Source organism: Mesorhizobium sp. M4B.F.Ca.ET.203.01.1.1 (genome assembly GCF_004791025.1).
GTDB lineage: Bacteria > Pseudomonadota > Alphaproteobacteria > Rhizobiales > Rhizobiaceae > Mesorhizobium > Mesorhizobium abyssinicae.
In genome coordinates this window covers 27,898-54,226 of the sequence record NZ_SRUO01000026.1, presented here as the reverse complement: position 1 = coordinate 54,226, position 26,329 = coordinate 27,898, and the positions used below count along the sequence as shown (strand labels likewise).

The 26,329-nt window shown below is 66.6% G+C and carries 28 protein-coding genes and 1 pseudogene; 19 read left to right on the top strand and 10 right to left on the bottom strand.

All coding sequences use genetic code 11. The features are described 5' to 3' along the window. Positions 1-237 precede the first annotated feature (237 nt). Positions 238-1,011 carry an exodeoxyribonuclease III gene (locus tag EN846_RS32585; protein ID WP_127394221.1) on the top strand — a complete coding sequence of 258 codons (774 nt, stop codon included), beginning with the start codon at positions 238-240 and terminating at the stop codon, positions 1,009-1,011. Between the two features lie 90 nt (positions 1,012-1,101). Continuing rightward, positions 1,102-2,283, top strand: a complete 1,182-nt coding sequence (locus EN846_RS32580; RefSeq protein ID WP_128273448.1) for a hypothetical protein — start codon at positions 1,102-1,104, stop codon at positions 2,281-2,283. A 78-nt stretch (positions 2,284-2,361) separates the two neighbouring features. On the opposite strand, the gene EN846_RS32575 is transcribed toward EN846_RS32580, so the two are convergent. The 4 genes from EN846_RS32575 to EN846_RS32560 all read right to left on the bottom strand — a co-directional run bounded on the left by EN846_RS32575 (position 2,362) and on the right by EN846_RS32560 (position 2,989). Beyond that, the gene (locus tag EN846_RS32575; protein WP_127286950.1) at positions 2,362-2,454 is read right to left on the bottom strand and encodes a putative RiPP precursor; all 93 of its coding nucleotides are present in this window, start codon (positions 2,452-2,454) and stop codon (positions 2,362-2,364) included. A 66-nt stretch (positions 2,455-2,520) separates the two neighbouring features. Then, entirely contained in the window at positions 2,521-2,622 is a 102-nt protein-coding gene (locus EN846_RS32570; RefSeq protein WP_127286951.1) for a putative RiPP precursor, read from the bottom strand. Positions 2,623-2,719: 97 nt separating this feature from the next. Continuing rightward, entirely contained in the window at positions 2,720-2,815 is a 96-nt protein-coding gene (locus EN846_RS32565) for a putative RiPP precursor (RefSeq protein ID WP_127286952.1), read from the bottom strand. 78 nt (positions 2,816-2,893) lie between these two features. After that, entirely contained in the window at positions 2,894-2,989 is a 96-nt protein-coding gene (locus EN846_RS32560; RefSeq protein ID WP_187331514.1) for a putative RiPP precursor, read from the bottom strand. Between the two features lie 332 nt (positions 2,990-3,321). On the opposite strand from EN846_RS32560, the gene EN846_RS32555 reads away from it, so the two are divergent. The 5 genes from EN846_RS32555 to EN846_RS32530 all read left to right on the top strand — a co-directional run bounded on the left by EN846_RS32555 (position 3,322) and on the right by EN846_RS32530 (position 10,237). Beyond that, positions 3,322-4,914, top strand: a complete 1,593-nt coding sequence (locus EN846_RS32555; RefSeq protein WP_135914095.1) for a WD40 repeat domain-containing protein — start codon at positions 3,322-3,324, stop codon at positions 4,912-4,914. A 248-nt stretch (positions 4,915-5,162) separates the two neighbouring features. After that, positions 5,163-7,175: an amidase gene (locus tag EN846_RS32545; RefSeq protein ID WP_135859568.1), complete on the top strand. Its 2,013-nt coding sequence runs from the start codon at positions 5,163-5,165 to the stop codon at positions 7,173-7,175. Between the two features lie 279 nt (positions 7,176-7,454). Further along, positions 7,455-7,997 carry an isochorismatase family protein gene (locus EN846_RS32540; protein WP_127287336.1) on the top strand — a complete coding sequence of 181 codons (543 nt, stop codon included), beginning with the start codon at positions 7,455-7,457 and terminating at the stop codon, positions 7,995-7,997. Positions 7,998-8,055: 58 nt separating this feature from the next. Then, complete coding sequence (locus EN846_RS32535; protein WP_127287335.1) at positions 8,056-8,544, top strand: GFA family protein; 489 nt, start codon at positions 8,056-8,058, stop codon at positions 8,542-8,544. A gap of 502 nt (positions 8,545-9,046) precedes the next feature. Beyond that, on the top strand, positions 9,047-10,237 hold the full coding sequence (locus tag EN846_RS32530; RefSeq protein ID WP_127393082.1) for an amidohydrolase family protein: 1,191 nt from the start codon (positions 9,047-9,049) through the stop codon (positions 10,235-10,237). A 421-nt stretch (positions 10,238-10,658) separates the two neighbouring features. Here EN846_RS32530 and EN846_RS32525 read toward each other — a convergent pair whose 3' ends face one another. Both EN846_RS32525 and EN846_RS32520 read right to left on the bottom strand, forming a co-directional pair. Continuing rightward, the gene (locus tag EN846_RS32525) at positions 10,659-10,955 is read right to left on the bottom strand and encodes an antibiotic biosynthesis monooxygenase (protein WP_127286275.1); all 297 of its coding nucleotides are present in this window, start codon (positions 10,953-10,955) and stop codon (positions 10,659-10,661) included. Positions 10,956-10,977: 22 nt separating this feature from the next. Further along, a complete protein-coding gene (locus tag EN846_RS32520; protein WP_127286276.1) occupies positions 10,978-11,292 on the bottom strand; it encodes a GYD domain-containing protein in 315 nt (104 codons plus the stop codon). A 434-nt stretch (positions 11,293-11,726) separates the two neighbouring features. Here EN846_RS32520 and EN846_RS32515 point away from each other — a divergent pair, with 434 nt between their 5' ends. Both EN846_RS32515 and EN846_RS32510 read left to right on the top strand, forming a co-directional pair. After that, positions 11,727-12,923 (top strand): PLP-dependent aminotransferase family protein, encoded by a 1,197-nt coding sequence (locus EN846_RS32515; protein WP_189379645.1) that lies wholly within the window; start codon positions 11,727-11,729, stop codon positions 12,921-12,923. A 78-nt stretch (positions 12,924-13,001) separates the two neighbouring features. Beyond that, positions 13,002-13,256, top strand: coding sequence for a hypothetical protein (locus EN846_RS32510; RefSeq protein WP_127286278.1), 255 nt, complete (start codon positions 13,002-13,004; stop codon positions 13,254-13,256). Positions 13,257-13,349: 93 nt separating this feature from the next. On the opposite strand, the gene yghU is transcribed toward EN846_RS32510, so the two are convergent. Next, complete coding sequence (gene yghU / locus EN846_RS32505) at positions 13,350-14,222, bottom strand: glutathione-dependent disulfide-bond oxidoreductase (RefSeq protein WP_127286279.1); 873 nt, start codon at positions 14,220-14,222, stop codon at positions 13,350-13,352. 224 nt (positions 14,223-14,446) lie between these two features. Here yghU and EN846_RS32500 point away from each other — a divergent pair, with 224 nt between their 5' ends. Both EN846_RS32500 and EN846_RS32495 read left to right on the top strand, forming a co-directional pair. After that, the gene (locus EN846_RS32500) at positions 14,447-15,349 is read left to right on the top strand and encodes a S1C family serine protease (protein WP_127286280.1); all 903 of its coding nucleotides are present in this window, start codon (positions 14,447-14,449) and stop codon (positions 15,347-15,349) included. 225 nt (positions 15,350-15,574) lie between these two features. Further along, positions 15,575-16,172, top strand: a pseudogene (locus tag EN846_RS32495) (YdeI/OmpD-associated family protein). A 134-nt stretch (positions 16,173-16,306) separates the two neighbouring features. Here the strand turns inward: EN846_RS32495 and EN846_RS32490 are convergent. After that, positions 16,307-16,618, bottom strand: coding sequence for a hypothetical protein (locus EN846_RS32490; protein WP_127286282.1), 312 nt, complete (start codon positions 16,616-16,618; stop codon positions 16,307-16,309). Positions 16,619-16,646: 28 nt separating this feature from the next. Between EN846_RS32490 and EN846_RS32485 the strand changes: the two genes are divergently transcribed. Both EN846_RS32485 and EN846_RS32480 read left to right on the top strand, forming a co-directional pair. Then, positions 16,647-16,826, top strand: a complete 180-nt coding sequence (locus EN846_RS32485) for a hypothetical protein (protein WP_127286283.1) — start codon at positions 16,647-16,649, stop codon at positions 16,824-16,826. Positions 16,827-16,886: 60 nt separating this feature from the next. Beyond that, positions 16,887-17,591: an SDR family NAD(P)-dependent oxidoreductase gene (locus EN846_RS32480; RefSeq protein ID WP_127392590.1), complete on the top strand. Its 705-nt coding sequence runs from the start codon at positions 16,887-16,889 to the stop codon at positions 17,589-17,591. A 10-nt stretch (positions 17,592-17,601) separates the two neighbouring features. On the opposite strand, the gene EN846_RS32475 is transcribed toward EN846_RS32480, so the two are convergent. Continuing rightward, positions 17,602-18,075 (bottom strand): Lrp/AsnC family transcriptional regulator, encoded by a 474-nt coding sequence (locus tag EN846_RS32475; protein ID WP_127392591.1) that lies wholly within the window; start codon positions 18,073-18,075, stop codon positions 17,602-17,604. 108 nt (positions 18,076-18,183) lie between these two features. On the opposite strand from EN846_RS32475, the gene EN846_RS32470 reads away from it, so the two are divergent. From EN846_RS32470 to EN846_RS32455, 4 genes are all read left to right on the top strand, one after another. Continuing rightward, positions 18,184-19,386 carry a diaminopropionate ammonia-lyase gene (locus EN846_RS32470; protein ID WP_127392592.1) on the top strand — a complete coding sequence of 401 codons (1,203 nt, stop codon included), beginning with the start codon at positions 18,184-18,186 and terminating at the stop codon, positions 19,384-19,386. Continuing rightward, complete coding sequence (locus EN846_RS32465; protein WP_127392593.1) at positions 19,383-20,618, top strand: Zn-dependent hydrolase; 1,236 nt, start codon at positions 19,383-19,385, stop codon at positions 20,616-20,618. Before EN846_RS32470 ends, EN846_RS32465 begins: the two co-directional genes overlap by 4 nt. A 206-nt stretch (positions 20,619-20,824) precedes the next feature. Further along, the gene (locus EN846_RS32460) at positions 20,825-22,021 is read left to right on the top strand and encodes a diaminopropionate ammonia-lyase (RefSeq protein WP_127392594.1); all 1,197 of its coding nucleotides are present in this window, start codon (positions 20,825-20,827) and stop codon (positions 22,019-22,021) included. A gap of 120 nt (positions 22,022-22,141) precedes the next feature. Then, complete coding sequence (locus EN846_RS32455) at positions 22,142-23,299, top strand: M20 aminoacylase family protein (protein WP_127392595.1); 1,158 nt, start codon at positions 22,142-22,144, stop codon at positions 23,297-23,299. A gap of 9 nt (positions 23,300-23,308) precedes the next feature. On the opposite strand, the gene EN846_RS32450 is transcribed toward EN846_RS32455, so the two are convergent. Further along, positions 23,309-23,974, bottom strand: coding sequence for a GntR family transcriptional regulator (locus EN846_RS32450; protein WP_127392596.1), 666 nt, complete (start codon positions 23,972-23,974; stop codon positions 23,309-23,311). 276 nt (positions 23,975-24,250) lie between these two features. Here EN846_RS32450 and EN846_RS32445 point away from each other — a divergent pair, with 276 nt between their 5' ends. After that, the gene (locus tag EN846_RS32445; RefSeq protein ID WP_127392597.1) at positions 24,251-25,942 is read left to right on the top strand and encodes an IlvD/Edd family dehydratase; all 1,692 of its coding nucleotides are present in this window, start codon (positions 24,251-24,253) and stop codon (positions 25,940-25,942) included. After that, positions 25,939-26,280, top strand: a complete 342-nt coding sequence (locus EN846_RS32440; protein WP_127392598.1) for a hypothetical protein — start codon at positions 25,939-25,941, stop codon at positions 26,278-26,280. The genes EN846_RS32445 and EN846_RS32440 overlap by 4 nt, the downstream gene beginning before the upstream one ends. Positions 26,281-26,329: the final 49 nt, after the last annotated feature.

Sequence of the window (26,329 nt, the reverse complement as noted above, 5' to 3'; positions counted from 1 at the left end):
CGGGGTCGATGGAACGGCGGACGAAGACCCTCGCTCTCCCACGGGCTTCAAGGCCCAAAGATGCTCCGGTCTCTCGTCCGCCACCGCACCTGCTGCAATAGCAGAGTCGGCAAGGGACAAGTTACAAAGGTGCCGGCAGGCGGATGAGGGGCAGCGCTTACGCTGAAGGGCTAGCTCCAATGCTCCTCGTAAGGCGGCCACTTGCCGCGCATGCCGGCTTCTTGTTCTGATGACCCAATGAAAATCGCCACCTTCAACATCAACAACATCAACAGACGGCTGGAAAACCTGCTGGCCTGGCTCGCCGAAGCAAAGCCCGATGTGGTCTGCCTGCAGGAACTCAAGGCGCGCGACATGCAGTTTCCGCAGACCAGGCTCGCCAAGGCCGGCTACGGCGCGGTGTGGAAGGGCGAGCCGACCTGGAACGGAGTCGCCATTCTGGCAAAGGGCGCAGAACCCGTGCTGACGCGCGACGCGCTGCCCGGCGACGAGGCCGATCGCCAGGCGCGCTACATCGAGGCGGCGGTCGACGGCGTCGTTGTTGGCTGCCTCTACGCGCCGAACGGCAACCCGCAACCGGGGCCGAAATTCGACTACAAGCTCGCCTGGCACGAGCGTTTCGCCGCGCATGCCGGTCAGTTGCTCGATACCGGCCTGCCGGTCGCGCTCGCCGGCGACTACAACATCGTGCCAGAGCCGCGCGACATCTACCCGACCCGCTCCTATGACGACAACGCGCTGGTGCAGCCTCAAAGCCGCGCCGCTTTCGCCGCGCTGATCGAGCAGGGCTGGACCGACGCGCTGCGCAAGGCCTTCCCGAAGCAGACGCTCTACACATTCTGGGATTACCGCCGCAACCGCTGGCCCCGCGACGCCGGCTTGCGGCTCGACCACATCCTGTTGTCGAAGAAGCTCGCCCGCAACCTGAAGGCGGCCGGCATAGACCGGGATGTGCGCGGGCAGGACGACGCCAGCGATCATGCGCCGGTGTGGGTGGAGGTGGAGAACTGACCTCGCGGCGGCCGCGATCCTTCGCGCCCCCCTGTGCAGCCACCACATCGCAAGCTAGGGTGCCGCAATCATCCCCGCCGAGGCTTCTACTTGCCCAGCCTGACCGTCGTCATCTCCTGTATCCTTCTCGCTGCCGCAGCGTTGCTTGCCTTTCTCGTCTGGCAGGCGCGCGAGCGCCGGCGGATGCGGCGCCGGGCCGATCCCAGTCGTGACTACGCGGTGCGCTCGACCTGGCAAGCCACCGGCGGCAAGCTCAACTTCTCCTCTTATGTCTACATGGATGTCGATGGCGACGGGGTCTATGGCCTCGCCGACCGGCCGATGGCCGGCATCATGGTGCGGCTTTACGACGAGCGCGGCGGCTTCATCGCCGCGGCGCGAACAAACCCCGCCGGCTTCGCCAATTTCCCGATGTCGTCCAGGCGCCGCAGGGCCAGGATCCGCGCGGCCGGCACCTACCGCTTCTCGGTCTCGGTGCCGCCCGGCTGGCGCGCCAGCAGCGCCAACGAGAACCAGTCGATACGCCTGCGGGAGGTGCCCGGCTCCGTGGCTGGCCTCGTCGGAGAGGACTTGCCGAAACCGGTCGGCCTTGCGCCCGGGCGGTTCCTGAACGGCAGGGTCCCGGCCGCCATAGAGGCGACGCTATCGGTGATGGCCAAAGGCCAGGTCCTTGAAAGCCGAACGCTTGTTCCCGGCGCAGGCTTCCGCTTCGCGCTTGCCGGCGAGGCTGATGCGATTGTGGTGACCGGCGGCGGTCTCGACCGGCAGCTAGCGCTGTCAGCCTATCCGACCGATCTTGGCCTGCTCACGCCCACCGCCCTCGCGCCTGGTGCGGCACTCAGCACCATCGGCTTCGACGACATCACCACGCGCGGCCTGCGCAAGGTTCCCACGGGCCATGCCGGGCTCTCCTGGCGCAATATCAACGCCATGGCGAGCGACAACACCAAGAACAGCGAGGGCTACGTCAACGGCAATGTCTCGGGCGATTACATCGCCTATACGAGCAGCGGCCATCAGGCGGAATTCGGCCGGCAACAGCCCTTCGGCCTGCATTCGATGATGCTGACCGCAGCTTGGCTGGCGTCGGAGGGGGAGACGGCGCTGGTCGAAAGCTGGCTGGGCGACGCGTTGATCGCGAGTGACGAGATCACGCTGTCGGCGCTGACGCCGTGTCACTACGCGCCGATGCTGAAGGCCGTGACCCGTGTTCGTCTGTCGACGAAACACCATTGGCAGCTTGTGGTGGATGACCTGGTGCTGGTCCTCTAGGGAGCAATTCCAGGAAAAATGCGTAGCGGTTTTCCGTCCGGAATTGCGTCAAAACAATATTTAGAGGCCGGCGAGGGATCAGATCAGGTTGTTCGAACCCGCGCCATTGGCGGTGATCGCCGAAAGCCTGTCCTTCTTGACGAGCACGGGCTTCACATAGGTTTTCTTCATGGTCTAGTCCTCGAAATGTGCCCGGATGGATAGTGTCGGCGTTTGCTTTGGCGCACTCGCGCCGGATCAGCCTGCCGGCCCTATCGGGCCGGAGCCGCCATTGCCCGCCGTCACCGCCGACAGCCTGTCTTTCTTGACCAGCATCGGCTTCTCATAAATCTTCTTCATGCCCACACTCTCCAATATCCGGAGCCACCTCTCGAAAGGCCGACAGTGCTCGCTTACCGACGAACACTGTCACTAGCCAGCGCTCTTGCTGGGTGGATCAGCCTGGGATCGGCGTGGAACCGCCGTTGCCCGCCGTCACTGCCGAAAGCCGGTCCTTCTTGACCAGCATCGGCTTCTCATAGGTCTTCTTCATTTCATGGCCTCCGACATTCCAACTGCATAATGTCAAATTGGGCCACGCCACGATGCTCGAGGCGCTAGCCGGCTGAAATCATTGGGGGATGGGGGTGGAACCGCCGTTGCCCGCCGTCACCGCCGAAAGCCTGTCCTTCTTGAGCAGGACCGGCTTTTCATAGGTCTTCTTCATATCCAACTCTCCATTAATCGCGGTCGGATGATGTCAGACTCTCGTCCCCTGTCAACCTGAAGGCCCGATGTTGCCGTCTATTCTTGGGGAATCCGGCGTTTCTTCTGTCGTTATCCCAGTTGCGTTGCATCAAAGACACTCCGTGAACCCGGATAGTCACGTCGGCTGGCGCGAAGGTCTGCCGGCTGGGGCACTGTTCTGCCGAGCGGATGCACGGATCACAATTTTAATCCTGCACGTGTGATTTCCGACACTTAGCCTGCGCGGAAAGCTGGGCTAGGATGTCGAGATGGTCTTCTCCATGCGCGGAGAGGGTGGCCGGGGGGCATCATATGAACAGATCGACGGACAGGTTGCTCTCGCTTCCCTTGCTGGCGGCGGCCATCGCCTGCGTCATGCATGCCTGGCCGTTTCTGGCCACCGGAGCCGGGAGCCTCGCGCATCCGCTGGCCGATTCCGCCTCGATGCGGCTGACCGGCTTCCTGGTGGCGGCGCTCGCTCTGGTGGTCGGCGCGTTGCTGTTCCTCGCCGGCCTTCTGCCGGGACGGCCGGCGCATCAGGCCGGAGCGCCACTGTTCGGCCGTGCGGCGGAGGTGCAGGAGCTCGGCCGGCCGCATCTCAGGCGCTTCTTCCAGGTCCTGCCGGCGGTCACTGTGCTGGCGCTGCTCGCCGACCAGCCTTGGCGGGGCGGCGAGGCGGCGAACGAACCGAAGGTCGGACAGGATGTCGTCAGCGCGCCGCCGGCCCTCGCAACGCCGCCGGCGGAGCTGGCTCTAGCGCCCGCGCCACCGGAGCAGGCGGTAAAGACGCCGCCTGCGGCTGAGCCAGCGCCGGCAAGTTTGGCCGTGCCGGCTTCGCCGCCTGCCGCGCCTGCCGAGCCGCCGAAGACCGTGCTGGCGCCTCCCGCCGCGCCACCCGAGGCTCCTTCGCCACCGCAACTGGCACCGCCACCCGCGACGGCCTCACCGCCCGAGACCGTCGCTCCGCTGCCGCCCGCGCCGCCGCCGCTGCCGACCCAGGCTGAGGGCCACCGCGACGCCGTCGTCTGGCTGGCGGTCTCGCAAGACGGGCGCGAGGTGATGAGCGCCAGCACCGACCGCATGATCAAGCTCTGGGACATCGACGGCAAGCGGCTGATCCGCAATCTGGGTGAGCACAAGGACATGGCGCGCACGGCGCTGTTCATGCCCGACGGCAAGACGGCGCTGACCGCTGGCGACGACGGCGAGATCGTGCTGCGCCAGCTTGCCGACGGCGCCGTGCTGCACGTCTTTTCCGCCGGCCAGAACGGCGGCGTCAGGAACATGGCGATCAGCCCCGACGGCAAGCTGGCCGTCAGCGGCCACGACACTGGCGCCGTCATCGTCTGGGATCTCGAGAAGGGCGACGTGCTGCACGTGCTGCCCGGCCATGACTGGTCGGTGAGCTCGGTCGCCGTCTCGCCCGACGGCACGAAAGCCCTGTCGGGCAGCATCGATGGCGAGCTGAAACTCTGGGACATCGTTTCGGGCAAGCAGCTGCGCAGCTGGCACGGGCACGAACAGGGCGCCTATGGCGCCCTCTTCACCGCCGACGGGCACCATGCGATCACTGGCAGCGGCGACTATACGATCAAGCTCTGGGACCTCGACAGCTTCAGGGAAGTGCGCCGCTTCGAAGGCCATTCCGGCACCGTCTATGAGATCGCGCTGTCCGCCGACGGCAAGCGGCTGGCATCGGTCTCGCTCGACGGCACGGCGCGGATCTGGGACATGGACACCGGCAATCAGATCGCCGAGTTCGACCCCGGCACCGGCCCGATCTATGCGGTCGCCTTCGCCGCCGACGGCACACTGCTGACCGGCGGCTACGACCGCACCATCCGCGACTGGCCGGCAGCCGGCGGGGAGGGGGTGGTGCTGTTTGCGGGGGCGCCGCAGGAGTGAGGCTTTGCTGCTCGGCGCCTAGGCACCCCCCTCTGGCCTGCCGGCCATCTCCCCCGCAAGGGGGGAGATCGGCAGTGCTGGCGGCGGCGCCTTTCTTGCACCGTAGGTGATTGGCGAAAGCATAGCGACATCCGATCTCCCCCCTTGCGGGGGAGATGCCCGGCAGGGCAGAGGGGGGTGTGACGGAACGCGACCTGCAAATGTATGCCTGCTATGCAGCAATGAACATGACGAGCCGCAATTCACCCATGACCGACTTCCACCTCGTCGAAGCCTCGATCGCCGACCTGCGCCGCGCGCTGGAGGAAGGGACCGTCACCAGTGTCGAACTGGTCGGCGCCCACTTGCGGCGCATCGCGCATTACGATCGCCATGGCATCGCGCTCAACGCCGTGCCGGTGCTCAATCCCGACATGTTCGCGGAGGCGGAGGCTTCCGACCGGCGGCGGCGTGAGGGCAAGGCACTCGGGCCGCTCGACGGCATCCCCTACACCGCCAAGGACAGCTACAAGGTGAGGGGCCTGACGGTCGCCGCCGGCTCGCCGGCCTTCGAGCATCTCGTCGCCAATGAGGACGCCTTCACCATAGCGCGCCTGCGCGCCGGCGGCGCCGTGCTGGTCGGACTCACCAACATGCCGCCGATGGCCAATGGCGGCATGCAGCGCGGGGTCTATGGCCGCGCTGAAAGCCCCTACAACAAGGACTATCTCACCGCCGCTTTCGGCTCAGGCTCCTCTAACGGCTCCGGCACCGCCACGGCTGCCAGCTTCGCCGCCTTCGGGCTCGGCGAGGAAACCTGGTCGTCCGGCCGCGCGCCGGCCTCCAACAACGCGCTGGTCGCCTACACGCCGTCGCGCGGCGTCATCTCCGTCAGGGGCAACTGGCCGCTGGTGCCGACCATGGACGTGGTGGTGCCGCACACACGCTCCGTCGCCGACATGCTGGAACTGCTCGACGTGATCGTCGCCGACGATGCCGAGGCGAGGGGAGATTTCTGGCGGGTGCAGCCCTGGGTGCCGATTCCGAAAGCCTCGGCGCTGAGGCCGGCGAGCTACGCCGGGCTTCCCCTGGCGGGAGCGCTCAAGGGCAAGCGGCTCGGCGTGCCCAAAATGTACATCGGGCGCGACGCGCAAGCGGCGAAGCCGATCGAGACGCGCGCCTCGGTGCTCGACCTCTGGCGGCAGGCGGCGGCGGATCTTGAGGCGCTCGGCGCCGAGGTGGTCGAGGTCGACTTCCCTGTCGTCTCCAACTATGAGCGCGACCGCCCCGGCGCGAAGACCATGGTCGAGCGCGGGCTGGTCCCGCAGGATTTCGCCGAGCGCGAGATCTGGGATCTTTGCATCTGGTCCTGGGACGATTTCCTGCGCGCCAACGCCGATCCGGCGATTCCCGATCTCGCTTCGGTCGACGGCGCAAAAATCTTCCCGCAGCCGCCGGGCGCGCTGCCCGACCGCTACGGCGATGACGGCTTCGACCTCGCCGACTATGTCGAGCGGGCGAAGCAGGGCGTGACGCCGTTCGAGCGCATCCCGACAATGCAAGCCGGCCTCGAGGGGCTGGAGGCGACGAGGCGCGTCGATTTCGAGGACTGGCTGGGCGCCAACAGCTTCGACGCCGTGGTGCTGCCCGCCGCCGCCGATGTCGGCCCGGCCGATGCCGACGTCAACGAAGCCTCCGCGCTGCTGGCCTGGCGCAACGGCACCTGGGTCGCCAACGGCAATCTGGTGTGGCGGCATCTCGGCATCCCGACGGTCACCGTGCCGATGGGCACCATGGCCGACATCGGCATGCCGGTCGGGCTGACCTTCGCCGGCAAGGCCTATGAGGATGTGGCGCTGCTCTCGATGGCCGGCGACTACGAGCGCGCCACGAGGCGCCGCACCACCGCGCCACGTACGCCGGCGTTGGCGGACGATGTGTTTGCGGGTGGCGGCGTCATTCCAGCACGGTCCGGCGACACGCCACTCGCCATCACGCTCACCGCCGAGACCATTCCTGCCGGCGACACCGCCGAGATCGTCGTCACGCTGGATGCCGGCGCTGCCGATGGGGCAAACGTCAAGGTTCACGTCAACGGCGAGCCGATGGCGATGCGGCGGGACGGCAACCGCTACACCGGCCGCGTCTCCGTGCCCGCCGCCACGCATCAGGGCTTCCACAGCGTCTGGCGCGGCGCTTATGGGTCGATCGTCACGGTCGTGGTGCGGCTGCCGGATGGGCGCAGCGCTGGCTCCTATGCTGTGGCGGGCGGGATCGGGTGAGGGGTTGAAGCTGCCAATCTCCCCCCTTGTGGGGGAGATGGCCGGCAGGCCAGAGGGGGGCGCTGCCCCGCCGACTTCTCAGCTAATCTTACGGCGCACGATTTAGGGTTCTGAGGAACAAGTGATCGAAGGCCGCGATCTTTCGCGCCCCCCTCTGCCCTGCCGGGCATCTCCCCCACAAGGGGGGAGATCATTTGTCATCGCCGCTTTCGCCAATCTCCGCCTTCGGGTGAAGCATCCATCCTTGACCCACCCTCCACCCACGCTATCTTCCCGCCCATGCCAGAATCCAGCCTTGCTCCGCTCATTGTCATCGATCTCCAGACCGGCATGTTCGACGGCCGCTTCGAGCCGCCGATCCATGACGCGGAGGGTATTGTCGCCCGTGCCCGCGCGGTGATCGACTGGGCGCGAGAATCCGGCCGCAAGGTCGCTTTCATCCGCCATGACGGCCCGCAAGGCGATCCGCTGGCGCCGGGCGCGAGCGGCTGGCCGGTATGGCCGGGGCTCGGCCAGGCCGATGACGAGCCGACCTTCGGCAAGCGTGTCGGCGATGCCTTCTCCAATGCCGCACTTGGCGAGTGGGTGGCCGGCCAGGGCGCCGGCGCTGTCATCCTGCTCGGCGCCCAGAGCGACTTCTGCGTCGCGGCGACCCTGAAGGGCGCGATGGCGCGAGGTCTCGGCGTCACCGTGGTGTCCGACGCGCACTCGACGCTGGATACGCCTGCCGAGAGCGCCGCAGCGATCATCGCCCGCCACAACGCGGCTTTCGAAGAGGCCGGCGCGAAGCTGGCGACGGCGGCGACGCTGAGCGGACGCTGAACCCTCTCCCGGAAGGGAGAAGGCAGGCGCCCTTCAACCAACCCGGGGAGGCCCCACCATGCCAAGCCTCAACCTGCCCGCCGAAGGCGGATGCCGCTGCGGCCGCGTTCGGCTGCGGGTCACCGCCCCGCCGCTGTTGACCATGGCCTGCCATTGCACCGGCTGCCAGCGCATGGCGGCCAGCGCCTATTCGCTGAGTGCGGCGATCCCGAGCGAGGCCTTCGTGGTCACCGAAGGCGAGCCGGTCATTGGCGGACTGCACGGCGCATCGCACCACTATTTCTGCCCGCATTGCATGAGTTGGATGTTCACCCGGCCGGAGGGGCTCGACTGGTTCGTCAACCTGCGCCCGACCATGCTCGACGATCCAGGCTGGTTCACGCCCTTTGTCGAGACCTGGACCAGCGAGAGACTGCCCTTTGCGGCGACGCCCGCCGTGCACAGCTACGCGGCGTTGCCGGCGATGGAGGAATACGGCGCGCTGATGGCTGAGTTTGCCCAGGCTCTCGCGAAGGAGGCTTTTGCAGCTGGTGGCTCCGCCGGCTGAGCGCATTGTTGGCGCCTTAACCGGCGGAGCGGGGGGCTGCCACCACTCAATCTCGTCGATGCTGCCCTTGGCATTTTTCGAACAGCAGCATTTTCGAATTGGATAATATTGCGGAACGTCCAGCGGACATTCCGTGAACCAATCGAAACCAAAACCCTCTACGACCGCGCCATGCCAATGGCGCGGGCCGTTTTGAAGAGAGCCGGCCGTGGTCGACGGGGCCGCGGGGGCGCATGTTGGGGTGCTTTCGGGCCCGCGTCGACCAGGGCGGCTCGTACCGCCGCGAAAACACCATCGCATATCGGCAACGAAGCGGAACTTCCGCGATAGCGGAATATGCCGGCGGGATTGTGCGGATTCGGGCCTGGAAGTTGCCACCCTGGCGCGAAAATGGCGATCGCCGGTTGCGTCATCGGCAAGAAACAGTTTCTCGGCCGGCTCGCATTGACCTTGGCCGGCCGAGCGGCGACGACTGGCGCAGCAACCAGACCGGACGGCGCCCTTGACCGAACAGACGATTTTCCGCAAAGCCAGGCTGGCCGATGGCTCGCTGGTCGACCTCCATGTTATGGACGGGCGCTTCAACGCCATCACGCCCGCCTCAGCGGCCGGCCTGTCGGCGGGCACGGATCTCGGCGGCCAGCTCGTGCTGCCGGGCTTCGTCGAGGGGCATATCCATCTCGACACCTCCTTCTACGGCGATGCCTGGCGACCGCACATTCCCTGCACCAACGGCTTCGACGTGCGCGAGCGCGTTGCCTTCCAGGCGCGCAACCTCAGCGCGGCCGCACCGATGGCAGAGCGCGCGAAAAACCAGCTCGAGCTGTGCATCGGCCACGGCAGCCTCGCCATGCGCAGTCACGTCATGGTCGACGGTTCGGTCGGCTTGAAGCATCTCGAAGTGATCCTCGCCATATGCGAGAAATATCGCGAGCTGATCGACATCCAGCTCGTCGCCTTCCCGCAGAGCGGCATTCTGTCGTCGCCCGGCACGCCGGAGTTCTTGGACGAAGCTCTAAGGCTCGGCTGCGACCTCGTCGGCGGGCTCGACCCGGCGAGCTTCGACCGCGATGTGAAGGCCCATCTCGACGTGGTGTTCGGCCTCGCCGGAAAGCATGGCGTCGGCGTCGACATCCATCTGCACGATGGCGGCACGCTCGGCCTGTTCCAGATCGAGGAGATCGCGGCGCGGACCACGGCATTGGGCATGGGCGGCAACGTCGCCGTCAGCCACGCCTACGCGCTGGGCGACATCCCGGCCGACGCGCTGGCCAGGGCCGGCGACATGCTCGCCGCCTCAGGCGTCGCCATCATGACCGACGCGCCCGGCAACCACGCCTTCCCGCCGGTGGCGGCACTGCGCAAGGCCGGTGTCACCGTCTTCAGCGGCTCCGACAACATCCGCGATTCCTGGTGGCCCTATGGCGATGGCGACATGCTGAACCGCGCCAGCATGATCGGCTACCGCTCCGGCTTCTACGAGGATTGGGAGCTGGAAGCCGCCTATGACGTGGTGAGTTATGCCGGCGCGAAGGCGCTTGGGCTCGAAGGCTACGGCATCGAAGTCGGCGCCAGAGCAGATTTCGTGGTGCTCAAAGCCGAACATGTGCCGGAGGCGGTGGTGGCGGTGCCAGGGGAGCGTACGGTGTACCGGGCGGGCAGGGTGGTGGCGAAAGATGGGGCGGTGTTGTAGGCCGCGCGTACTCCAAATCAATTTGTATGCAAATGTTTCGCGCTGGCCTGTTTTGTGAAGTCTTTCACCGTTCTCGTGCAATCGATCGGATACACACGCGGCGCAAAACCGGTGCGGCGTGAGAGGGCAGCATCGCTCTTTGCGCCGCAGCGATACGGAGGATATCGATGTTCAAAACCCTTCGCAGGCTTGGAGCTGCTCTCAAGCGAGCCTCCAGGCACAAAGAAACAATGCGTGAATTGAACGAATTGCCGCCTGAGACCCAGAAGGATATCGGCTGGACGGAATCGGTTCAGCCCCACGAAATACGGCTGCCGTTCTAGGAGGCCGGCGCGCGGCGATCGACATGCCGCCGCGCGTCCAGCCGAACGGCGACGGCCGAGCGCCCGGCGGCCCGGCCATCGCAGATTGGCGACGCGCCCTAGTTTATTTCCGCGACGACCGTCCCCGACACCGGGTCGGTCACGCCGAGATCGCCGCCGAGGTCTTCAAGCATATCGCGAAACGTGTCGAGGACGCCGATCATCGACGGGCGCGCCGCCGCGAGGCTGTCCATGTCGTCCCATTCGCCGACCATGCAGAACGTGCGCTCGCCGGTCTTGATCAGGGCGCCCTTGCGAAAACCCTTGGCCGTCAGTGAGATCTTCTCATGCGCATCGACGAAGGCCTTCTCTTTGCCTGGCTTGGTGCGAAAGCGGACGACGTTGTAGGCGGTCATGGCTTGCTCCGATCGGTTGCGGTCAGCCGGCTGGCTTGTAGGCGCCGGCAGCCTTGTTGGCGGCCGCGAGCACGGCCTTCATGTCGAGTTCTTCGAGGATGACAAAGTCGCTCAACGAGCCGCTTGCCCGCACGGCAAGGGCGATGCCCATCCCGGCAGCCTGGTCCGGCACCTCACCATTGACGACGACGTCATAGGCGCCGCGCGTGAACATCAAGCCGGTCATCTTGCCGCCGACGCTTTCAAAAAGCGCCTTGACTGCAGCTTGCCGGTCCGAGCCCTGCATCAGTCCTTTGGCGGCGTGGGATGCATAATTTGCCAACACGGTGACCTTCATGGGTATCTCCTCCAAATATCATTGTCCCGGGCTGCCGGATTGTTTGAGCAGCACCCGAGTTGCTTGTCCTTTCACTGACATTTGACGTGGCCTCGACCGCCCGGCAGCCATGCCGACAGCGCCTTGCAACCGGAGCGACGCTTCGGCCTTCAGCAATATGCGCCTATTCTAATATGACGACAATCCCGCCCAAGGCGCGGTTGCATCGACGGTCATGAAGCGCAACAACTTTCCATGCATCGTCGCTGATATGCTTTTTTCTCCCTGGGCCACGCGGAACGCCCTTCTGCCTATTCCAACCGGCGATGGAGCCTGATAATAGGTCAGCTACATTGACCTAAATGCGCATGATCGCGGAAACCGGGAACCCGGATTTGCACAAGATCATGCCCGAGCAAGAATGACCATCCACTGGGAGGTGGGCCTTGACCCTGATGAACCTGTTGGCGTCGCGCGCTTCGCGCATGAAGGCGTCAGAAATCCGCGAGCTGCTGAAACTGCTCGACCAGCCAGACATCATCTCCTTTGCCGGCGGCATTCCGGATCCGGCGCTGTTTCCGGCCGACGCCATCAGCGATGCCTATGCCTCGGTGCTCGGCGGCCCGGAGGCGGGCGCGGCGCTGCAGTACCAGGTGAGCGAGGGCTACCTGCCGCTCAGGAAATGGCTGGCGGGCCAGATGGGCAAGCTCGGCGTCGCCTGCGATGAGCACAACATCTTCATCACCTCCGGCTCGCAGCAGGCGCTGGATTATCTCGGCAAGCTGTTTCTTTCGCCGGGCGACACCGCGCTCGTCACCTGGCCGACCTATCTCGGCGCGCTGCAGGCCTTCAACGCCTATGAGCCGCGCTACGACCGGTTGACCCCAGATGGCGGCAACATGACGCCCGCTGCCTACCACGCAGCGGCAGCCGCCGCCGGCGGCAAAGTGAAGTTTGCCTATCTGGTGCCGGACTTCGCCAACCCGACCGGCGAGACGCTCAGCCTGAAACAGCGCGAAGCGGTGCTCGACCTCGCCGGCGAACTCGACATCGCCGTCATCGAGGACGCCGCCTACCGCGCGCTGCGCTATGACGGCGAAGGCGTGCCGCCGATACTGGCGCTTGACTGCCAGCGCTCGGGCGGCATCGACAATGCCCGCACGCTCTATTGCGGTTCGTTCTCGAAGATCCTCTCGCCGGGCATGCGCGTCGGCTGGGTCTGCGCGCCGCGCCGCGTGGTGGAGCGCCTGGTGCTGATGAAGCAGGCCTCCGACCTCCACAGCCCCTCGATCAACCAGGTGGCCATGCATCGCGCCGCCGAGGCGATCTTCGACCAGCAGGTCGACAAGCTGATCGGCGCCTATCGCGCCCGCCGCGACGGCCTGCTCGGCGCGCTGGAGGCCCATATGCCCGAGGGCGTGACGTGGAGCCGGCCGGATGGCGGCATGTTCGTCTGGGTCACCTTGCCCGAGGGCAGCGACGCCACGGCGCTGCTTGCCCGCGCCGTCAAGGAAGCGCGCGTCGCCTTCGTGCCGGGCAATGCGTTCCATGCCGACGGCACCGGCCGCAACACGCTCAGGCTGAGCTTCACGCTCGCCGACAGCCGCGCCGTGGGCGAGGGCATTCCGCGGCTGGCGAAGCTGCTGGGGTAGCGGGGCAGCGACACCGGAACCTGCAGGGGCGTCCTGGCGTTTCATTCGCACCGGGCTCTGAACCCAAGGAGAGCAGGGATGACGATGATCCTCATCGGTGCGCTGCTGGTCGTTGCCGGCGTCGTCTATATGGCCGGCGCGGCGCTCGGGCGCGGGCGGCTCAGCGAGCCGACACCGCTCGGCACAGCCACCGACCGGACGGCGTCAAGATTGGCCGCGCCGACACTCGAGCCGCGGCGGCGCGGACTCGGTTTCCTCGGTCTGTCGCGGAACTGGCCGGGCCTGCTGATGGCGGGCGTCGGCGCCATGCTGCTGCTGTCGGCGATGCTTTGAGGCGTCTCAGCGTTTCAGGGAAACGCTGAGACTGAACACACTTCCTGGAATTGCTGGGCCAAACTCCAATCCCGGAGATTGGCTCCTCATCCCTCAGCTTGCCTTGGCCAGAAGCTTGTCCTGCGTCTTCGTCTCGAAGTCGCTGGCGTCGTGGCGCTCGTGCAACTGGAAGGCCGGGTCGCCGGAGAGGCGGTTGACCATGCGGCCGCGCTTCACCGCCGGCCTCGCGTCGATGGCGTCGGCCCAGCGCTGCACATGTTCATACTCATGCACCGACAGGAACTGGTGGGCATCGTTGTAGCTGCGGCCCTTGGCCAGGCCGCCATACCACGGCCACACCGCCATGTCGGCGATCGTATAGTCCGGCCCGGCGAGGTATTCGCTCTCTGCCAGCCTGCGGTCGAGCACGTCCATCTGCCTCTTGGTCTCCATGGCGAAGCGGTCGATCGCATATTCGATCTTCTCGGGCGCATAGGCGTAGAAATGGCCGAAGCCGCCGCCGAGATAGGGGGCAGACCCCATCTGCCAGAACAGCCAGGAGAAGGTTTCGGCCCGCGCCGCCGGATCCTTCGGCAGGAATTCGCCGAACTTTTCCGCCAGATAGGTCAGGATCGCGCCGGATTCGAAGACGCGGATCGGCTTCTCGCCGCTACGGTCCATCAGCGCCGGGATCTTGGAATTGGGATTGACCTCGACGAAGCCTGAGCCGAACTGGTCGCCTTCGTTGATGCGGATCAGCCAGGCATCGTATTCGGCACCCTTGTGGCCGCGCGCCAGAAGCTCCTCAAGCATGATCGTCACCTTCTGGCCGTTGGGCGTGGCCAGCGAATAGAGCTGCAGCGGATGCTTGCCGACAGGCAGTTCCTTCTCATGCGTCGGGCCGGCGATCGGCCGGTTGATGCTGGCGAAGGTGCCGCCATTGGGCTTGCTCCAGGTCCAGACTTTCGGCGGTGTGTATTGGTTCATCGGGAGGCCTTATGGGGTTTGGCGGGGTGCGGGTTGATCGGTCGGTTCGAGCTAAACTTAGGTGCGACCGAGCGCGCGTCAAATAGGGAAGTCCAAAATTTGTTGAACTATTGTCGAGGCGCAGCCATTTCCGTTCTCACCCGCAAGGGGAAGGGGAGAGCAACCCTTGCGCCTCCCCCCATCCGCCATACCTATAGAGGAAACGATCTTGCCAGGATGAACCGATGACCATCGACCAGATTTCACGCTCCGTCGTGGCCGTCCGCGCCACGGTTCCCGACGATGCCTTCACCGCCAACACGCTAGGCACGCGCCGCGAGGGCAGTGGCGTCGTCATCCGCGACGACGGGCTGGTGCTGACCATCGGCTATCTCATCACCGAAGCCGAGGAGGTCTGGCTGACCGACCAGGACGGCCGCGTCGTGCCCGCGCATGCGCTGGCCTACGACCAGGAATCGGGTTTCGGCCTGGTCCAGGCGCTGTCGCCGCTCGGCCTGCCGGCGGTGGCGTTGGGCGACGCCCACAAGGCCAAGGTCGGCGACGCCGTGACGCTCGTCGACGGCATCGGCCAGAGCGTGCGCTCTCATATCGTCACCAAGCAGGAATTCGCCGGCTACTGGGAGTATCTGCTCGACGAGGCGATCTTCATCGCGCCCGCCCATCCCTCATGGGGCGGCGCGGCGCTGTTCGGCAAGGACGGCAACCTGCTGGGGGTCGGCTCGCTGCGCCTGCAGATGAGCCGCGCCGGCGAAGTCGCCGACATCAACATGATTGTGCCGATCAACCTTCTGCCGCCGATCCTCGACGACCTGCTAACGCGCGGCCAGGTGGTCAAGCCGCCGCGCCCGTGGCTCGGCGCCTTCTCGGCCGAGTCGAACGGCGTGGTGGTGGTGATGAGCGTCACCGAAGGCGGCCCCGCCGCCAAGGCCGGCCTGCGCCAGGGCGACATCATCTCCGACGTCAGGGACGGGGAGGTCGACGGCCTTGCCGATTTCTACCGCAAGCTCTGGCAAAACCCGGCCGGCTCCGAAATCCCGCTGCGCGTGGTGCGCGACGGTCGCGAGACCTGGCTCCGCGTGAAATCCGCCGACCGCAACAGCTTTCTCAGGAAGCCGCATCTGCAGTGAGGTTGAAGCTGCCGATCTCCCCCCTTGTGGGGGAGATGCCCGGCAGGGCAGAGGGGGCGCGAAGGATCGCATCCTTTGATCTATTCTCTACAGAGAATCATGAACGAAGCCGAGATGTAACTCGCTGATAGGCTGGCGGGACAGCGCCCCCCTCTGGCCTGCCGGCCATCTCCCCACAAGGGGGGAGATCGGCGGTTTCGGCGCTGCGCAACGAGGACCCGTCTGATGCCGCCCGTAAAAGTCGATCCCGGCAAGGTTGCATGAATTCGCCGATGCCGAGCGCTTCCGTGCCTGGCTCGCCCGTCACCACGCCAGCGAGACCGAGGTCTGGATCAATATCCACAAGGTCGGTTCCGGCCTGCCCTCGATCACGCCGAAAGAGGCCATCGACGTCGCGCTGTGCTTCGGCTGGATCGACGCGGTGCGCAAGAGCCTGGACGACAAGAGCTACCTGCAGCGCTACACGCCGCGCGGCAACAAGAGCACCTGGAGCAGGATCAACGTCGACAATGTCGCCCGCCTGGTCGAGGCGGGTCGCATGACCGAAGATGGGCTGCGGCAAGTCGAGGCGGCCAAGGCCGACGGCCGCTGGGCGCGCGCCTATTCGGCCAAGGAAATGACCATCCCGCCCGACCTGCAGGCCGCCATCGACGCCGAGCCGAAGGCGAAGGCGATGCTGGCCGGGCTCAACGCCCAGAACCGCTTCGCGCTCACCTTCCGCACCCACAACATGAAGACCGAGGCCGGCCGCAGGAAGAAAATCGCCGACCTCGTCGAGATGCTGAAGCGCGGCGAGACGATCCATCCGCAGGGCAAGAAATAGCTCGGCCGGCGCAGCCCGGCATCAACGGAAAACGCCGCCTCGGGTCGGAGGCGGCGTTTCCGGGGTGGGATGGTCCAGGGGGGTCGGGACCATCCGGCCATGAAAAAGCAATCCCGGTGGGAGGAGATCGGGACTTAGGCCGCCTTCTTGGCGACGTGCTTCTTCACATGGTGCTTCTTCACGTGATGCTTCTTGGCGTGATGCTTGCGGTGCTTCTTCAGGTGATGCTTGCGGGCGTGATGCTTGTGATGCTTCTTGTGATGGGTGGCCTTGGCGGCGGGCTTCGCCGTCTCGGTGGTCGCGGCCGGAGCAGCAGTGGTCGTGGTGGTGGTCGTCGTCGCGGCAGGGGTGGTGGTGCCCGCGTTGGCGGCGCTGGTGCCGAGCGCCGGCACCGCGAAAGCGAGCGCGACGGCCAGGCCGAGAACGGAGAGAAGGGTCTTTTTCATAATCGGCATTTCCTTTTCGAAGATCGATATGTCGCTGGCCGCACCCGGCTGCTCCGGGAATGGTTATGCCACCCGGTTTTTTCGCGAGTTTTTCCCAACTGTTGAATCTTGTTTCTGGATTGTTTCCGCCGGGCGGGGCCACCGCTGGCGCCAGATGTTCGCGGCAGTCCAGCCGGAACTGGCGCAACGAACGAAATCTTTTCTCTAATCAACTGGGCGCGGCAGTTGGAATGTCGCATTCTGGTTGTGAGGACGTTGAGGGAACAACATGACCGGCACGACAGCACACTCCGGCAAGGTCGCCCTCGTCACCGGCGGCAATCGCCATATCGCGTTGGAAACCGGCCGCCGGCTCGCGGCGCTCGGCTTCACTGTGCTCGTCGGCGTGCGCGACCTCGCCAAGAGCGGGGCGGTGGCGAAGAAGCTCGCGGGCAATGTCGAGGCGATCGCGCTGGACCTTGCCGCGCTTGATGGACCGGCCCTTGCCGCGGCCGAAGTGGAGCGCCGTTTCGGTCGGCTCGACGTGCTCGTCAACAACGGCGCCATCCGCTACGACCTGTCCGCTCGGGCCTTGCTGCCCCACCGGACGTTGGGCCGCAAGGCCTTCGAGACCTATGTCGTCGGCGCCTGGCGGGTGGCGTTCGCATTCGGGCCGCTGCTCGGCGCCTCCGGTCATGGCCGGCTGGTCATCGTCTCTCCCGAGGCCGGTTCCTCGGCCTCGACGGACGTCGGCGCGCCGGCCTATTCGACCGGCAGGGCGACGCTCAATGCGCTCACCCGGATCCTGGCGGACGAATTGCGCGGCGCCGGCGTCCTGGTTAACGCGATCAGCTCTGACTGGGTGGCCGACAAGGGCAAGCCCGACGGCCGTCCGGTCGCGCCAGGGGCGGCCGGCATCGTCTGGGCCGCGACATTGCCGGACGATGGCCCGACCGGCGGCCTGTTCCGCGACGGCAAAAGGCTGCCGTGGTGAGCGGATATGCTCAGCCCACCGGCACCTCGAGCCCGACCTTCACCCGGTCCATCGCCACAAACGTGCGAAACCGCTTGACGTTGTTGTTTGCGAAGAACAGCCGCCTGGTCAGCGTCTCGTAGTCGGCCATGGTCGCCACGGTGACGACGAGGATGAAGTCGGCCTCGCCGGTCACGTAATAGCACTGCTGCACCTCAGGCACTTCGGCGAAGCCGCGCTTGGCCGCGTCGATCAGTTCGGCGCGCTCGCTCTCCACCTCGACCTCGACGAAGATCGTGATCGGATGGCCGACCTTGGCCGGATCGACCAGCGCGACATTGGCGCGGATGACGCCGGTTTCTTGCAGGCGCTTTATGCGCCGCTGCACCGCCGGCGCCGACAGGTTGACGGCCTCGCCGATCACCCGCTGCGGCGTCGTGTTGTTCTTCTGCAGGATGGCGAGGATCGCGCGGTCGAAAGCGTCGAGATCGGGTGAGGCGGACATGGCGAGGGTTCCAAACGAAACAAACTTGCATTTCAGGCAGCAAAACAGAGCGCCTTTCTCGCCCTCCTTGCAATAAATTTCAGCCATCAAGACGGAGGAAACCGCCCCATGTTCCTGCTCAACCGCCACCCGGATCATCGCCAGCCGCTGACCGAGGAAGACGCCGCGACGCTCGGCACGGCCGGGGCCGTCGAAGCGGAACGCTTCCTCGCCGCGCGTGACAACCATGCCGAGACGCCGCTGCACGCCCTGCCGGCGCTCGCCGGCGAACTGGGCATCGGCGCCCTGCACGTGAAGGACGAGGGGCAACGCCTCGGCCTCGGCAGTTTCAAGGCGCTGGGCGGCGCCTATGCCGTGATGCAGCTGGTGCTGGAGGAGGCGGGCAGGCGGCTTGGCCGCACCGTCGATGTCGCGGACCTGCAGAGGCCGGACGTGAGAGCGATTGCCGCCGGCATGACTTTCGCCTGCGCGACCGACGGCAATCATGGACGCTCGGTCGCGCAGGGCGCCGGCCTGGTCGGCGCGCGTTCGGTCATCTTCGTCCATTCGGGAGTCAGCAACGAACGCGTGGCGGCCATTGCCCGCTTCGGCGCCGAGATCGTGCGCATCGCCGGTGACTACGACCAGTCGGTCAAGGAAGCCGCCCGCGTCGCCGCCGAGCGCGATTGGACGGTCGTCTCCGACACATCCTGGCCGGGCTACGAGCGCATACCGGGACTGGTGATGCAGGGCTATACCGTGATCGTGCGCGAGGCGCTGAAGCGCTTGGCCCAGCCGCCCACACATATCTTTCTGCAGGCCGGCGTCGGCGGCTTCGCCGCGGCGGTGGCCGGCCATTTCGCCATCGTGCTTGGCGAGGATCGCCCGCGGGCAATCGTGGTCGAGCCCGCGCGGGCGGCCTGCCTCTATGAAACCGCAAAGGCAGGACATCCCATCGCGATAGCGCACAGCAAGCCCACTGTAATGGCGATGCTCGAATGCTATGAGCCGTCGCTCGTCGCCTGGCGGGTGCTGTCGCGGATCGGCGATGCTTTCATGACCGTGGACGAGGACGAGGCGGTTTCGGTGATGAGCCGCCTGGCGCGGCCTTCAGGCGATGATCCGGCGATCGTCTCCGGCGAGAGCGGCGGGGCAGGGCTCGCCGGGCTGATCCGCGCTGCCGGCGATAAGAAGCTGCGGGCCGCCCTCGGGCTCGATGCCGGTTCGCGCGTGCTCATCGTCAATTCCGAAGGCGCGACCGATCCCGGCCGCTATGCCGACCTGGTCGGGATGGCGCCGGAGGAGGTTGGCAGGGCGAGGCAGCCGGCATGAGCAATCTGACGATAAACGCCGACCGTCTTCTGCGCCGTATCGATGAGCTCGGCAGCATCGGCCGCGATGCGCAGGGCCGGCTCGTCCGCGTCGCCGCTTCCGATATGGACAGGCTCGGCCGCGACCGCCTCGTCGGCTGGCTGCATGAGGCAGGGCTCGAAGTCGCCGTCGACCGCATCGGCAACATTTTCGGCATCTGGCAGGGCGATGCCAATGCCGGCCAGCTGCCGGTCATGCTCGGCTCGCACATCGACACCGTGATCGACGCCGGCATCTATGACGGCTGCTATGGCGTGCTCTCGGCGCTCGAGGCGATCGAGAGCCTGAAGGAGGCAGGTTTCGCGCCGGCGCGCCCGCTCGCCGTCGCCGCCTTCACCAACGAGGAGGGCGTGCGCTATTCGCCTGACATGATGGGTTCGCTGGTGTTTGCCGGCGGCATCGGGGTGGACGAAGCGCTCGCGGCAGTCGGCACCGACGGCTCGGTGCTGGGCAAGGAGCTGGAGCGCATCGGCTATGCCGGCCGGCATCAGCCGGGATTCCTCAAGCCGCAGTCCTATGTCGAGCTGCATGTCGAGCAGGGGCCGGTGTTGGAGCGCGAAGGCATCGCCATCGGCGCGGTCGAGAACCTGCAGGGCATTTCCTGGCAGCGCATCACGATCGAAGGCCAGGCCAACCACGCCGGCACCACGCCGATGTCGATGCGCCGCGATGCCGGCGTCGCCGCCGCGCGGGTGATCGGCTTCCTGGCGGACCGCGCCGGCGCCTCGCCGACGCCGACGGTCGCCACTGTCGGCACCATCGCCTTCGAGCCCAACGCCATCAACGTCATTCCGTCGCGGGCGACCTTCACCGTCGATCTCCGCGATCCCGACGAAACGCACCTTCGCGAGGAAGAGGCGGCGCTCGCCGCCCTTCTCGACGACCTTGCAGCAGGCGCCGGCGTCACCGTCCAGGCCGAAAGCCTGGCGCGTTTCGAGCCGGTGACCTTCGATGCCGGCATCGTCTCGCTGATCGAGGAGATTGCCGGAGCCGCCGGCCTTTCCTGCCGGCGCATCACCTCGGGCGCCGGCCACGACGCACAGATGATTGCGCGCATCGCGCCGTCCGCGATGATCTTCGTGCCGAGCCGCGGCGGCATCAGCCACAACCCGGCAGAGTTCACCGCCGCCGGCGAACTGGTTGCCGGCGCCAACATTCTGCTCGGCGTCGCCGCGCGATTGGCGGCCGATTGAGCAGCAGAAAACGCGGATCGCCGGCTTCGGCGGCACAGTGTTGCCAAGCCATGACACCACCAAAAATAGTCAGGCCGAAGGCGTCGAGTCTCGCAGGGGTTCGCATCCGGCGACATCGGGCCGAAACAAACTTCAATCATTCAGCGAGTTTAGACGGCGAATTTTCGCGCGCGCCAATAAGTTCAGTGCCTCGAAGAAAGAATGCCATGCTGCTGCTCAACCAACGACCCGAACACAACCAGCCGTTGGTTGCGGCCGATGCCGAGTCCCTCGGCGTGGCGGGAAGCGAGCGGGCCGAGCACTATCTCAAGGCGCGGCACAACCATGCCGAAACCCCGCTGCACGCCTTGCCGGCACTGGCTGATGAGCTCGGCATCGCGGCACTGCACGTCAAGGACGAGGGCCAGCGTCTCGGCCTCGGCTCCTTCAAGGCGCTGGGTGGCGCCTATGCCGTCATCCGGCTGGTGCTGGAGGAGGCAGGCAAATGGCTCGGTCGCACCGTCGATATCGGCGAGATCAACGACGCCAAGGTGCGGGAGATCGCGTCCAGCATGATCTTTGTCTGCGCCACCGACGGCAATCATGGCCGCTCGGTCGCGCAGGGCGCCGGCCTGGTCGGCGCGCGCTCTGTGATCTTCGTCCATGCTGGCGTAAGCCGTGAGCGTGTCGCTGCCATCGCCCGCTTCGGCGCCGAGATCGTCCAGGTCGAGGGCGGCTACGATCATGCGGTGCGCGAAGTCGCCCGCGTCGGCGCCGAGCGCGGCTGGAAGATCGTCTCCAACACGTCCTGGCCGGGCTATGAACGGGTCCCCGGCCTGGTCATGCAGGGCTATACGGTGATCGTGCGCGAGACGCTGCGGCACATGGCCGAGCCGCCCACGCATGTCTTTCTGCAAGCCGGTGTCGGCGGCTTCGCCGCGGCGATCGCCGGCCATATGGCGATCATGCTTGGCGGGCGGCGGCCGAAGGCCGTGGTGGTCGAGCCGGTGCGCTCGGCTTGCGTCTACGCCTCGGCCGAAGCCGGACGTCCGGCAACGATCGCGCATCAGCAGTCGACGGTGATGGCGATGCTCGAATGCGCTGAGCCGTCCCTGGTCGCCTGGCGCGTGCTGGCGCGCGTCGGCGATGCCTTCATGACGGTGGAGGAAGAGGATGCGGTCGCCGTGATGAGGCGGCTGGCGCGACCTTTGGGCAACGATCCGGCAATCATCTCCGGCGAGAGCGGCGGTGCGGGGCTCGCCGGACTGATCCGCGCGGCAGGGGACAGGCGTATGCGGGCGGCGCTCGGCCTCGACAGCCATTCGCGCGTGCTCGTCGTCAACTCGGAAGGAGCGACCGACGCCGGCCGCTATGCCGAACTGGTCGGCGTGAGGCCGGACGACGTGCTGATGCAGCTTGCCTGAAGCTTCGCCTAGCAGGCTTGGCGACTCGCCGTAGCAGGCTCGGCGACTTCGCGGTAGCAGGCTTGGCGACTTGGCAGTAGCTTTCCGTCCGGATGCGTAGAGAACAGACTTAGGACGAAGATGGCCAAGCTCGACGAACAGGCACTGCACCGCGAGATGACGGCGTGGCGGCATGATCTCCACACCCATCCCGAGTTCGGTTTCGAGGAGAAGCGCACCGCCGCTTTCGTCGCCGAAAAACTGCGCGAATTCGGGCTGGAGGTCGCCGAGGGTATTGGCGGCACCGGCGTCGTCGGCACGCTGACCAGGGGCAGCGGCAACCGCGCGATCGCGCTGCGCGCCGACATGGACGCGCTTCGCATCGCCGAGCAGGGCACGATGGACTACCGCTCGCAGACGCCCGGCACCATGCATGCCTGCGGCCATGACGGCCACACCTCGATGCTGCTCGGCGCGGCCAAGCTGCTCGCCAATGAAGGCGGCTTCGACGGCACGGTGCGCTTCATCTTCCAGCCGGCCGAGGAGTGGGGCAGAGGTGCGCTCGCCATGCTGGACGACGGGCTCCTCGAGCGCTTCCCCTTCGAGGAGATCTTCGGCCTGCACAACATGCCTGGCCTGCCCATTGGCCATTTCGAGACCCGCGTCGGGCCGATCATGTCGGCCGAGGACAATTTCGAGATCGTGCTGAAGGGTGTCGGCGGCCATGCCGCGCGTCCGCATGCCGGCCAGGAGACGCTGGTCGCCGCCTGCGCGCTGGTCGTCAATCTGCAGACCATCGTCTCGCGCCGCTTGAGCCCTGCCGACATCGGCGTCGTCTCGGTCACCGAGCTGATCACCGACGGCACCCGCAACGCGCTGCCCGGCCTTGCCCGCATCCTCGGCGACGCCAGGAGCTTTCGCCCCGAGGTGAGCGCGGCGATCGAAAGCGAGATGCGCTGCATCGCCGAGGGCACGGCGCAGGCCTATAACGTTGCCGCCGACGTCACTTACACGCGCGAGTTCGTGCCGCTGGTTAACGACGCCGGCCTGGTCGACGAGGCTTTTGTCGCGGCCCGAAGCGTGCTGGCCCACGACGCCGTCGGCGTCGCGGCGGAGCCGATGACCGGCTCGGAGGATTTCGCCCGCTTCCTCGCCCACGTGCCCGGCTGCTTCGTCTTCCTCGGCAATGGCGCCAGCGCGCCGCTGCACAATCCGTCCTACGACTTCAACGACGAAGGCCTGCTGCACGGCGCGCGGTTCCATGCGGCAGTGGCGCGGCGGCGGCTGGCGGCGGGGTAATAGGGGCTCCTACGCCCCATCCGCCTTCTCGATCTCCTCGAGATAAAACATCTTGCTCGGCTGCAGATGGTCGACGCAGAGCTGCGCCAGCACCCAATTGTCCCGGCGCTTCATCGCCTCGATCATGAACCAGTGGTGCTGGCGCGAGACTTCGAGCTTGTCCGGGTCGGCGAGCGAGTTCGCCCGCACCGGCAGGCTGAGCCGCATGTAATGGTCGATCGACGACACCAGATAGTCGTTGCCGCAGGCCGAGAACATGGTGAGGTGGAAACGGTCGTTGGCCTCGTGGATGCCGCGCAAATAGTGGGCGTCGACATGGGCGCTGTAGATCCGGTGGATCTCCATCAGCTCGTCGATCAGCGCATCGCTTGCCGGCAGCGGGATCATCAGCGCCGCCTGCCGCTGCAAGAGCTCTCGCACTTCGTAGATCTGGCGCACCTCTTCCTGTGATAGCCGCCTCACCATCGCGCCCTTGTTGCGCTCGCGGGTGACGACGCCGAGCTTCTCCAGCTGATAGAGCGCCTGGCGGATGGTGTGGCGCGACACCGGGAAGCGGCCAAGCAGCACGTCCTCGACCAAACGCGTGCCGGGCGCCAGGCGGCCGAAGATGATGTCCTCCTCCAGCGCCCGCACGACGTCGGCTTCCTTGCCGCCATAGTCTGCCACGTGGAGCATTTCCTTGTCCTTGCCGCGTCCTCTGCGGTCACTCTAGCCGCAGACAGAGCCTTTCCGCAACTGGAGCGAATGGTCACGATAATTGATAATACTACACGCATTGTAAGTCGAAATCGCCGAATCTTGGGTATTGTCGCCGGAATATAGATCGTGATTATTGACAATATGAGCGGTTCGCCTATGGTTCCGGTCAGCGGCGACCCACCCGGGCGTCCGCAGTCAGCGTGAGATTCAGCCCAAAGGTGCCGATTGCCGTATCGCGGCCTCAGGAAGAGAGTGACCAGCTACGGCGACGCGGCCTTCTCGCTGTTCCTGCGCAAGGCCTTCATCAAGGCGGCCGGCTATTCGGACGATGCGCTGGAGCGGCCGATCGTCGGCATCGTCGACACCGCCAGCGACTACAATCCCTGCCACGGCAACGCGCCGCAGCTGATCGAGGCGGTCAAGCGCGGCGTCATGCTTTCGGGCGCGCTGCCGATGGTGTTCCCGACCATCTCCATCCACGAATCCTTCGCCCATCCGACCTCCATGGTGTTGCGCAACCTGATGGCGATGGACACCGAGGAGATGATCCGAGCGCAGCCGATGGACGCGGTTGTCGTCATCGGCGGCTGCGACAAGACATTGCCGGCGCAGATCATGGGCGCCATCAGCGCCGACCTGCCGGCGGTCGTGGTGCCGGTCGGCTCGATGGTCGCCGGCCACCACAAGGGCGAGACGCTGGGCGCCTGCACCGACTGCCGGCGCCTGTGGTCGAGCCACCGCGCCGGCGATATCGACGCCGCCGAGATCGACCTCGTCAATGGCAGGCTGGCGCCCTCGGTCGGCACCTGCATGGTCATGGGCACCGCCAGCACCATGGCGATCGTCGCCGAGGTGATGGGCTTCTCGCTGTCTTTCGCCGCCTCCATTCCGGCGCCCCATGCCGAGCGCGTCCGCTCGGCGGAAGCGAGCGGACGCGCCGCCGCCACGCTTGCCGTCGCCGGCGCACCGCTGCCCGGCGCCATCGTCACGCCGGCATCGATACGCAACGCCATGGTCGTCACGCAGGCGATCGGCGGCTCGACCAACGGCATCATCCATCTCGCCGCGATCGCCGGCCGGGCCGGGCATCCGGTCGATCTCGCCGAGTTCGACCGGATCGGCCGCGAGGTGCCGGTGCTGGTCGACCTGAAGCCGTCTGGCGAACACTACATGGAACATTTCCACCAGGCCGGCGGCGTGCCCAGGCTGTTGGCCGAGCTCGTCGACGTCCTCGACCTGACGACGCCCATGGTCGAGGGCGGCACGCTTGGCGACCGCGTCATGAAGCCCGAGGACATGCATGCGCAGGACGTCATCCGGCCGCTCGGCCGGCCGGTGACCGGGCAGGGCGCCATGGCCGTGCTGTCGGGAAATCTCTGTCCGCGCGGCGCGGTCATCAAGCATTCCGCCGCCTCGCCGGCGCTGATGCAGCACAGCGGGCGCGCCGTCGTCTTCGAATCCGTCGCCGACCTTGCCGAGCGCATCGACGATCCGGCGCTCGACGTCACCGCGGACGACGTGCTTGTGCTGCGCAATGCCGGACCGCGCGGCGCGCCCGGCATGCCCGAGGCCGGCTACATCCCGATCCCGAAGAAGCTGGCCGCGCTCGGGGTGAAGGACATGGTGCGCCTCTCGGATGCCAGGATGAGCGGCACCGCCTTCGGCACGGTGGTGCTGCATGTCTCGCCGGAGGCGGCCGCCGGCGGTCCGCTCGCTTTGCTGCAGAATGGCGACATGATCCGCCTTGACGTGCCGGCGCGGCGCATCGACATGCTGGTCGACGACGCCGAACTGGCGCGCCGGGCGGCGATTGCCCGCCCGGCGGTGGAGCGGCCGGCGCGAGGCTATGCCCGGCTCTACCACGACCACGTGCTGCAGGCCGACCAGGGCTGCGACTTCGATTTCCTGACCGCGTCCGGCGCCGCCGGGGAGGGGCCCGAATGAGCGCCGCGCATCTCCCGGCGGGGACGGAGCCCCGGCAGTGCCTGCCGCCGCTTGCGCCGGCGCGGCGTACCGCCCTGCGCCTGCCGGAAGGCAGTTGCGACGCCCATGCCCATGTCTTCGCCTCGGCCTGTCCGCTCGACCCGGCGCGCGGCTACACGCCGGCGATGGTCACGGTCGCCGACTACCGCCGGGTCATGGAGGCCTATGGCATCGATCGCGCCGTGCTGCAGCCAAGCGCCTACGGTTTTGACAACAGCGCGCTGCTGTCGGCGCTCGCGGACAACCTCGGCACGCTGCGCGTCGTCGATGAGGCCTATCGCTGGCGGCGCCCGGCCTGATCCAGGCGGTAACGGTTTCTTCTCTGGTTTTGTGCACACTGCCCTCCAA

Coding starts and splice junctions, on each gene's coding strand:
- EN846_RS32540 (WP_127287336.1), top strand. CDS start 7,455: ATGCCAGAATCCAGCCTTGCTCCGCTCATTGTCATCGATCTCCAGACC.
- EN846_RS32485 (WP_127286283.1), top strand. CDS start 16,647: ATGTCGCTGGCCGCACCCGGCTGCTCCGGGAATGGTTATGCCACCCGG.
- EN846_RS32440 (WP_127392598.1), top strand. CDS start 25,939: ATGAGCGCCGCGCATCTCCCGGCGGGGACGGAGCCCCGGCAGTGCCTG.
- EN846_RS32555 (WP_135914095.1), top strand. CDS start 3,322: ATGAACAGATCGACGGACAGGTTGCTCTCGCTTCCCTTGCTGGCGGCG.
- EN846_RS32575 (WP_127286950.1), bottom strand. CDS start 2,454: ATGAAGAAAACCTATGTGAAGCCCGTGCTCGTCAAGAAGGACAGGCTT.
- EN846_RS32570 (WP_127286951.1), bottom strand. CDS start 2,622: ATGAAGAAGATTTATGAGAAGCCGATGCTGGTCAAGAAAGACAGGCTG.
- EN846_RS32585 (WP_127394221.1), top strand. CDS start 238: ATGAAAATCGCCACCTTCAACATCAACAACATCAACAGACGGCTGGAA.
- EN846_RS32515 (WP_189379645.1), top strand. CDS start 11,727: ATGAACCTGTTGGCGTCGCGCGCTTCGCGCATGAAGGCGTCAGAAATC.
- EN846_RS32455 (WP_127392595.1), top strand. CDS start 22,142: ATGGCCAAGCTCGACGAACAGGCACTGCACCGCGAGATGACGGCGTGG.
- EN846_RS32490 (WP_127286282.1), bottom strand. CDS start 16,618: ATGAAAAAGACCCTTCTCTCCGTTCTCGGCCTGGCCGTCGCGCTCGCT.
- EN846_RS32510 (WP_127286278.1), top strand. CDS start 13,002: ATGACGATGATCCTCATCGGTGCGCTGCTGGTCGTTGCCGGCGTCGTC.
- EN846_RS32500 (WP_127286280.1), top strand. CDS start 14,447: ATGACCATCGACCAGATTTCACGCTCCGTCGTGGCCGTCCGCGCCACG.
- EN846_RS32545 (WP_135859568.1), top strand. CDS start 5,163: ATGACCGACTTCCACCTCGTCGAAGCCTCGATCGCCGACCTGCGCCGC.
- EN846_RS32460 (WP_127392594.1), top strand. CDS start 20,825: ATGCTGCTGCTCAACCAACGACCCGAACACAACCAGCCGTTGGTTGCG.
- EN846_RS32465 (WP_127392593.1), top strand. CDS start 19,383: ATGAGCAATCTGACGATAAACGCCGACCGTCTTCTGCGCCGTATCGAT.
- EN846_RS32525 (WP_127286275.1), bottom strand. CDS start 10,955: ATGACCGCCTACAACGTCGTCCGCTTTCGCACCAAGCCAGGCAAAGAG.
- EN846_RS32535 (WP_127287335.1), top strand. CDS start 8,056: ATGCCAAGCCTCAACCTGCCCGCCGAAGGCGGATGCCGCTGCGGCCGC.
- EN846_RS32450 (WP_127392596.1), bottom strand. CDS start 23,974: ATGCTCCACGTGGCAGACTATGGCGGCAAGGAAGCCGACGTCGTGCGG.
- EN846_RS32480 (WP_127392590.1), top strand. CDS start 16,887: ATGACCGGCACGACAGCACACTCCGGCAAGGTCGCCCTCGTCACCGGC.
- EN846_RS32520 (WP_127286276.1), bottom strand. CDS start 11,292: ATGAAGGTCACCGTGTTGGCAAATTATGCATCCCACGCCGCCAAAGGA.
- EN846_RS32475 (WP_127392591.1), bottom strand. CDS start 18,075: ATGTCCGCCTCACCCGATCTCGACGCTTTCGACCGCGCGATCCTCGCC.
- EN846_RS32470 (WP_127392592.1), top strand. CDS start 18,184: ATGTTCCTGCTCAACCGCCACCCGGATCATCGCCAGCCGCTGACCGAG.
- EN846_RS32565 (WP_127286952.1), bottom strand. CDS start 2,815: ATGAAGAAGACCTATGAGAAGCCGATGCTGGTCAAGAAGGACCGGCTT.
- EN846_RS32560 (WP_187331514.1), bottom strand. CDS start 2,989: ATGAAGAAGACCTATGAAAAGCCGGTCCTGCTCAAGAAGGACAGGCTT.
- yghU (WP_127286279.1), bottom strand. CDS start 14,222: ATGAACCAATACACACCGCCGAAAGTCTGGACCTGGAGCAAGCCCAAT.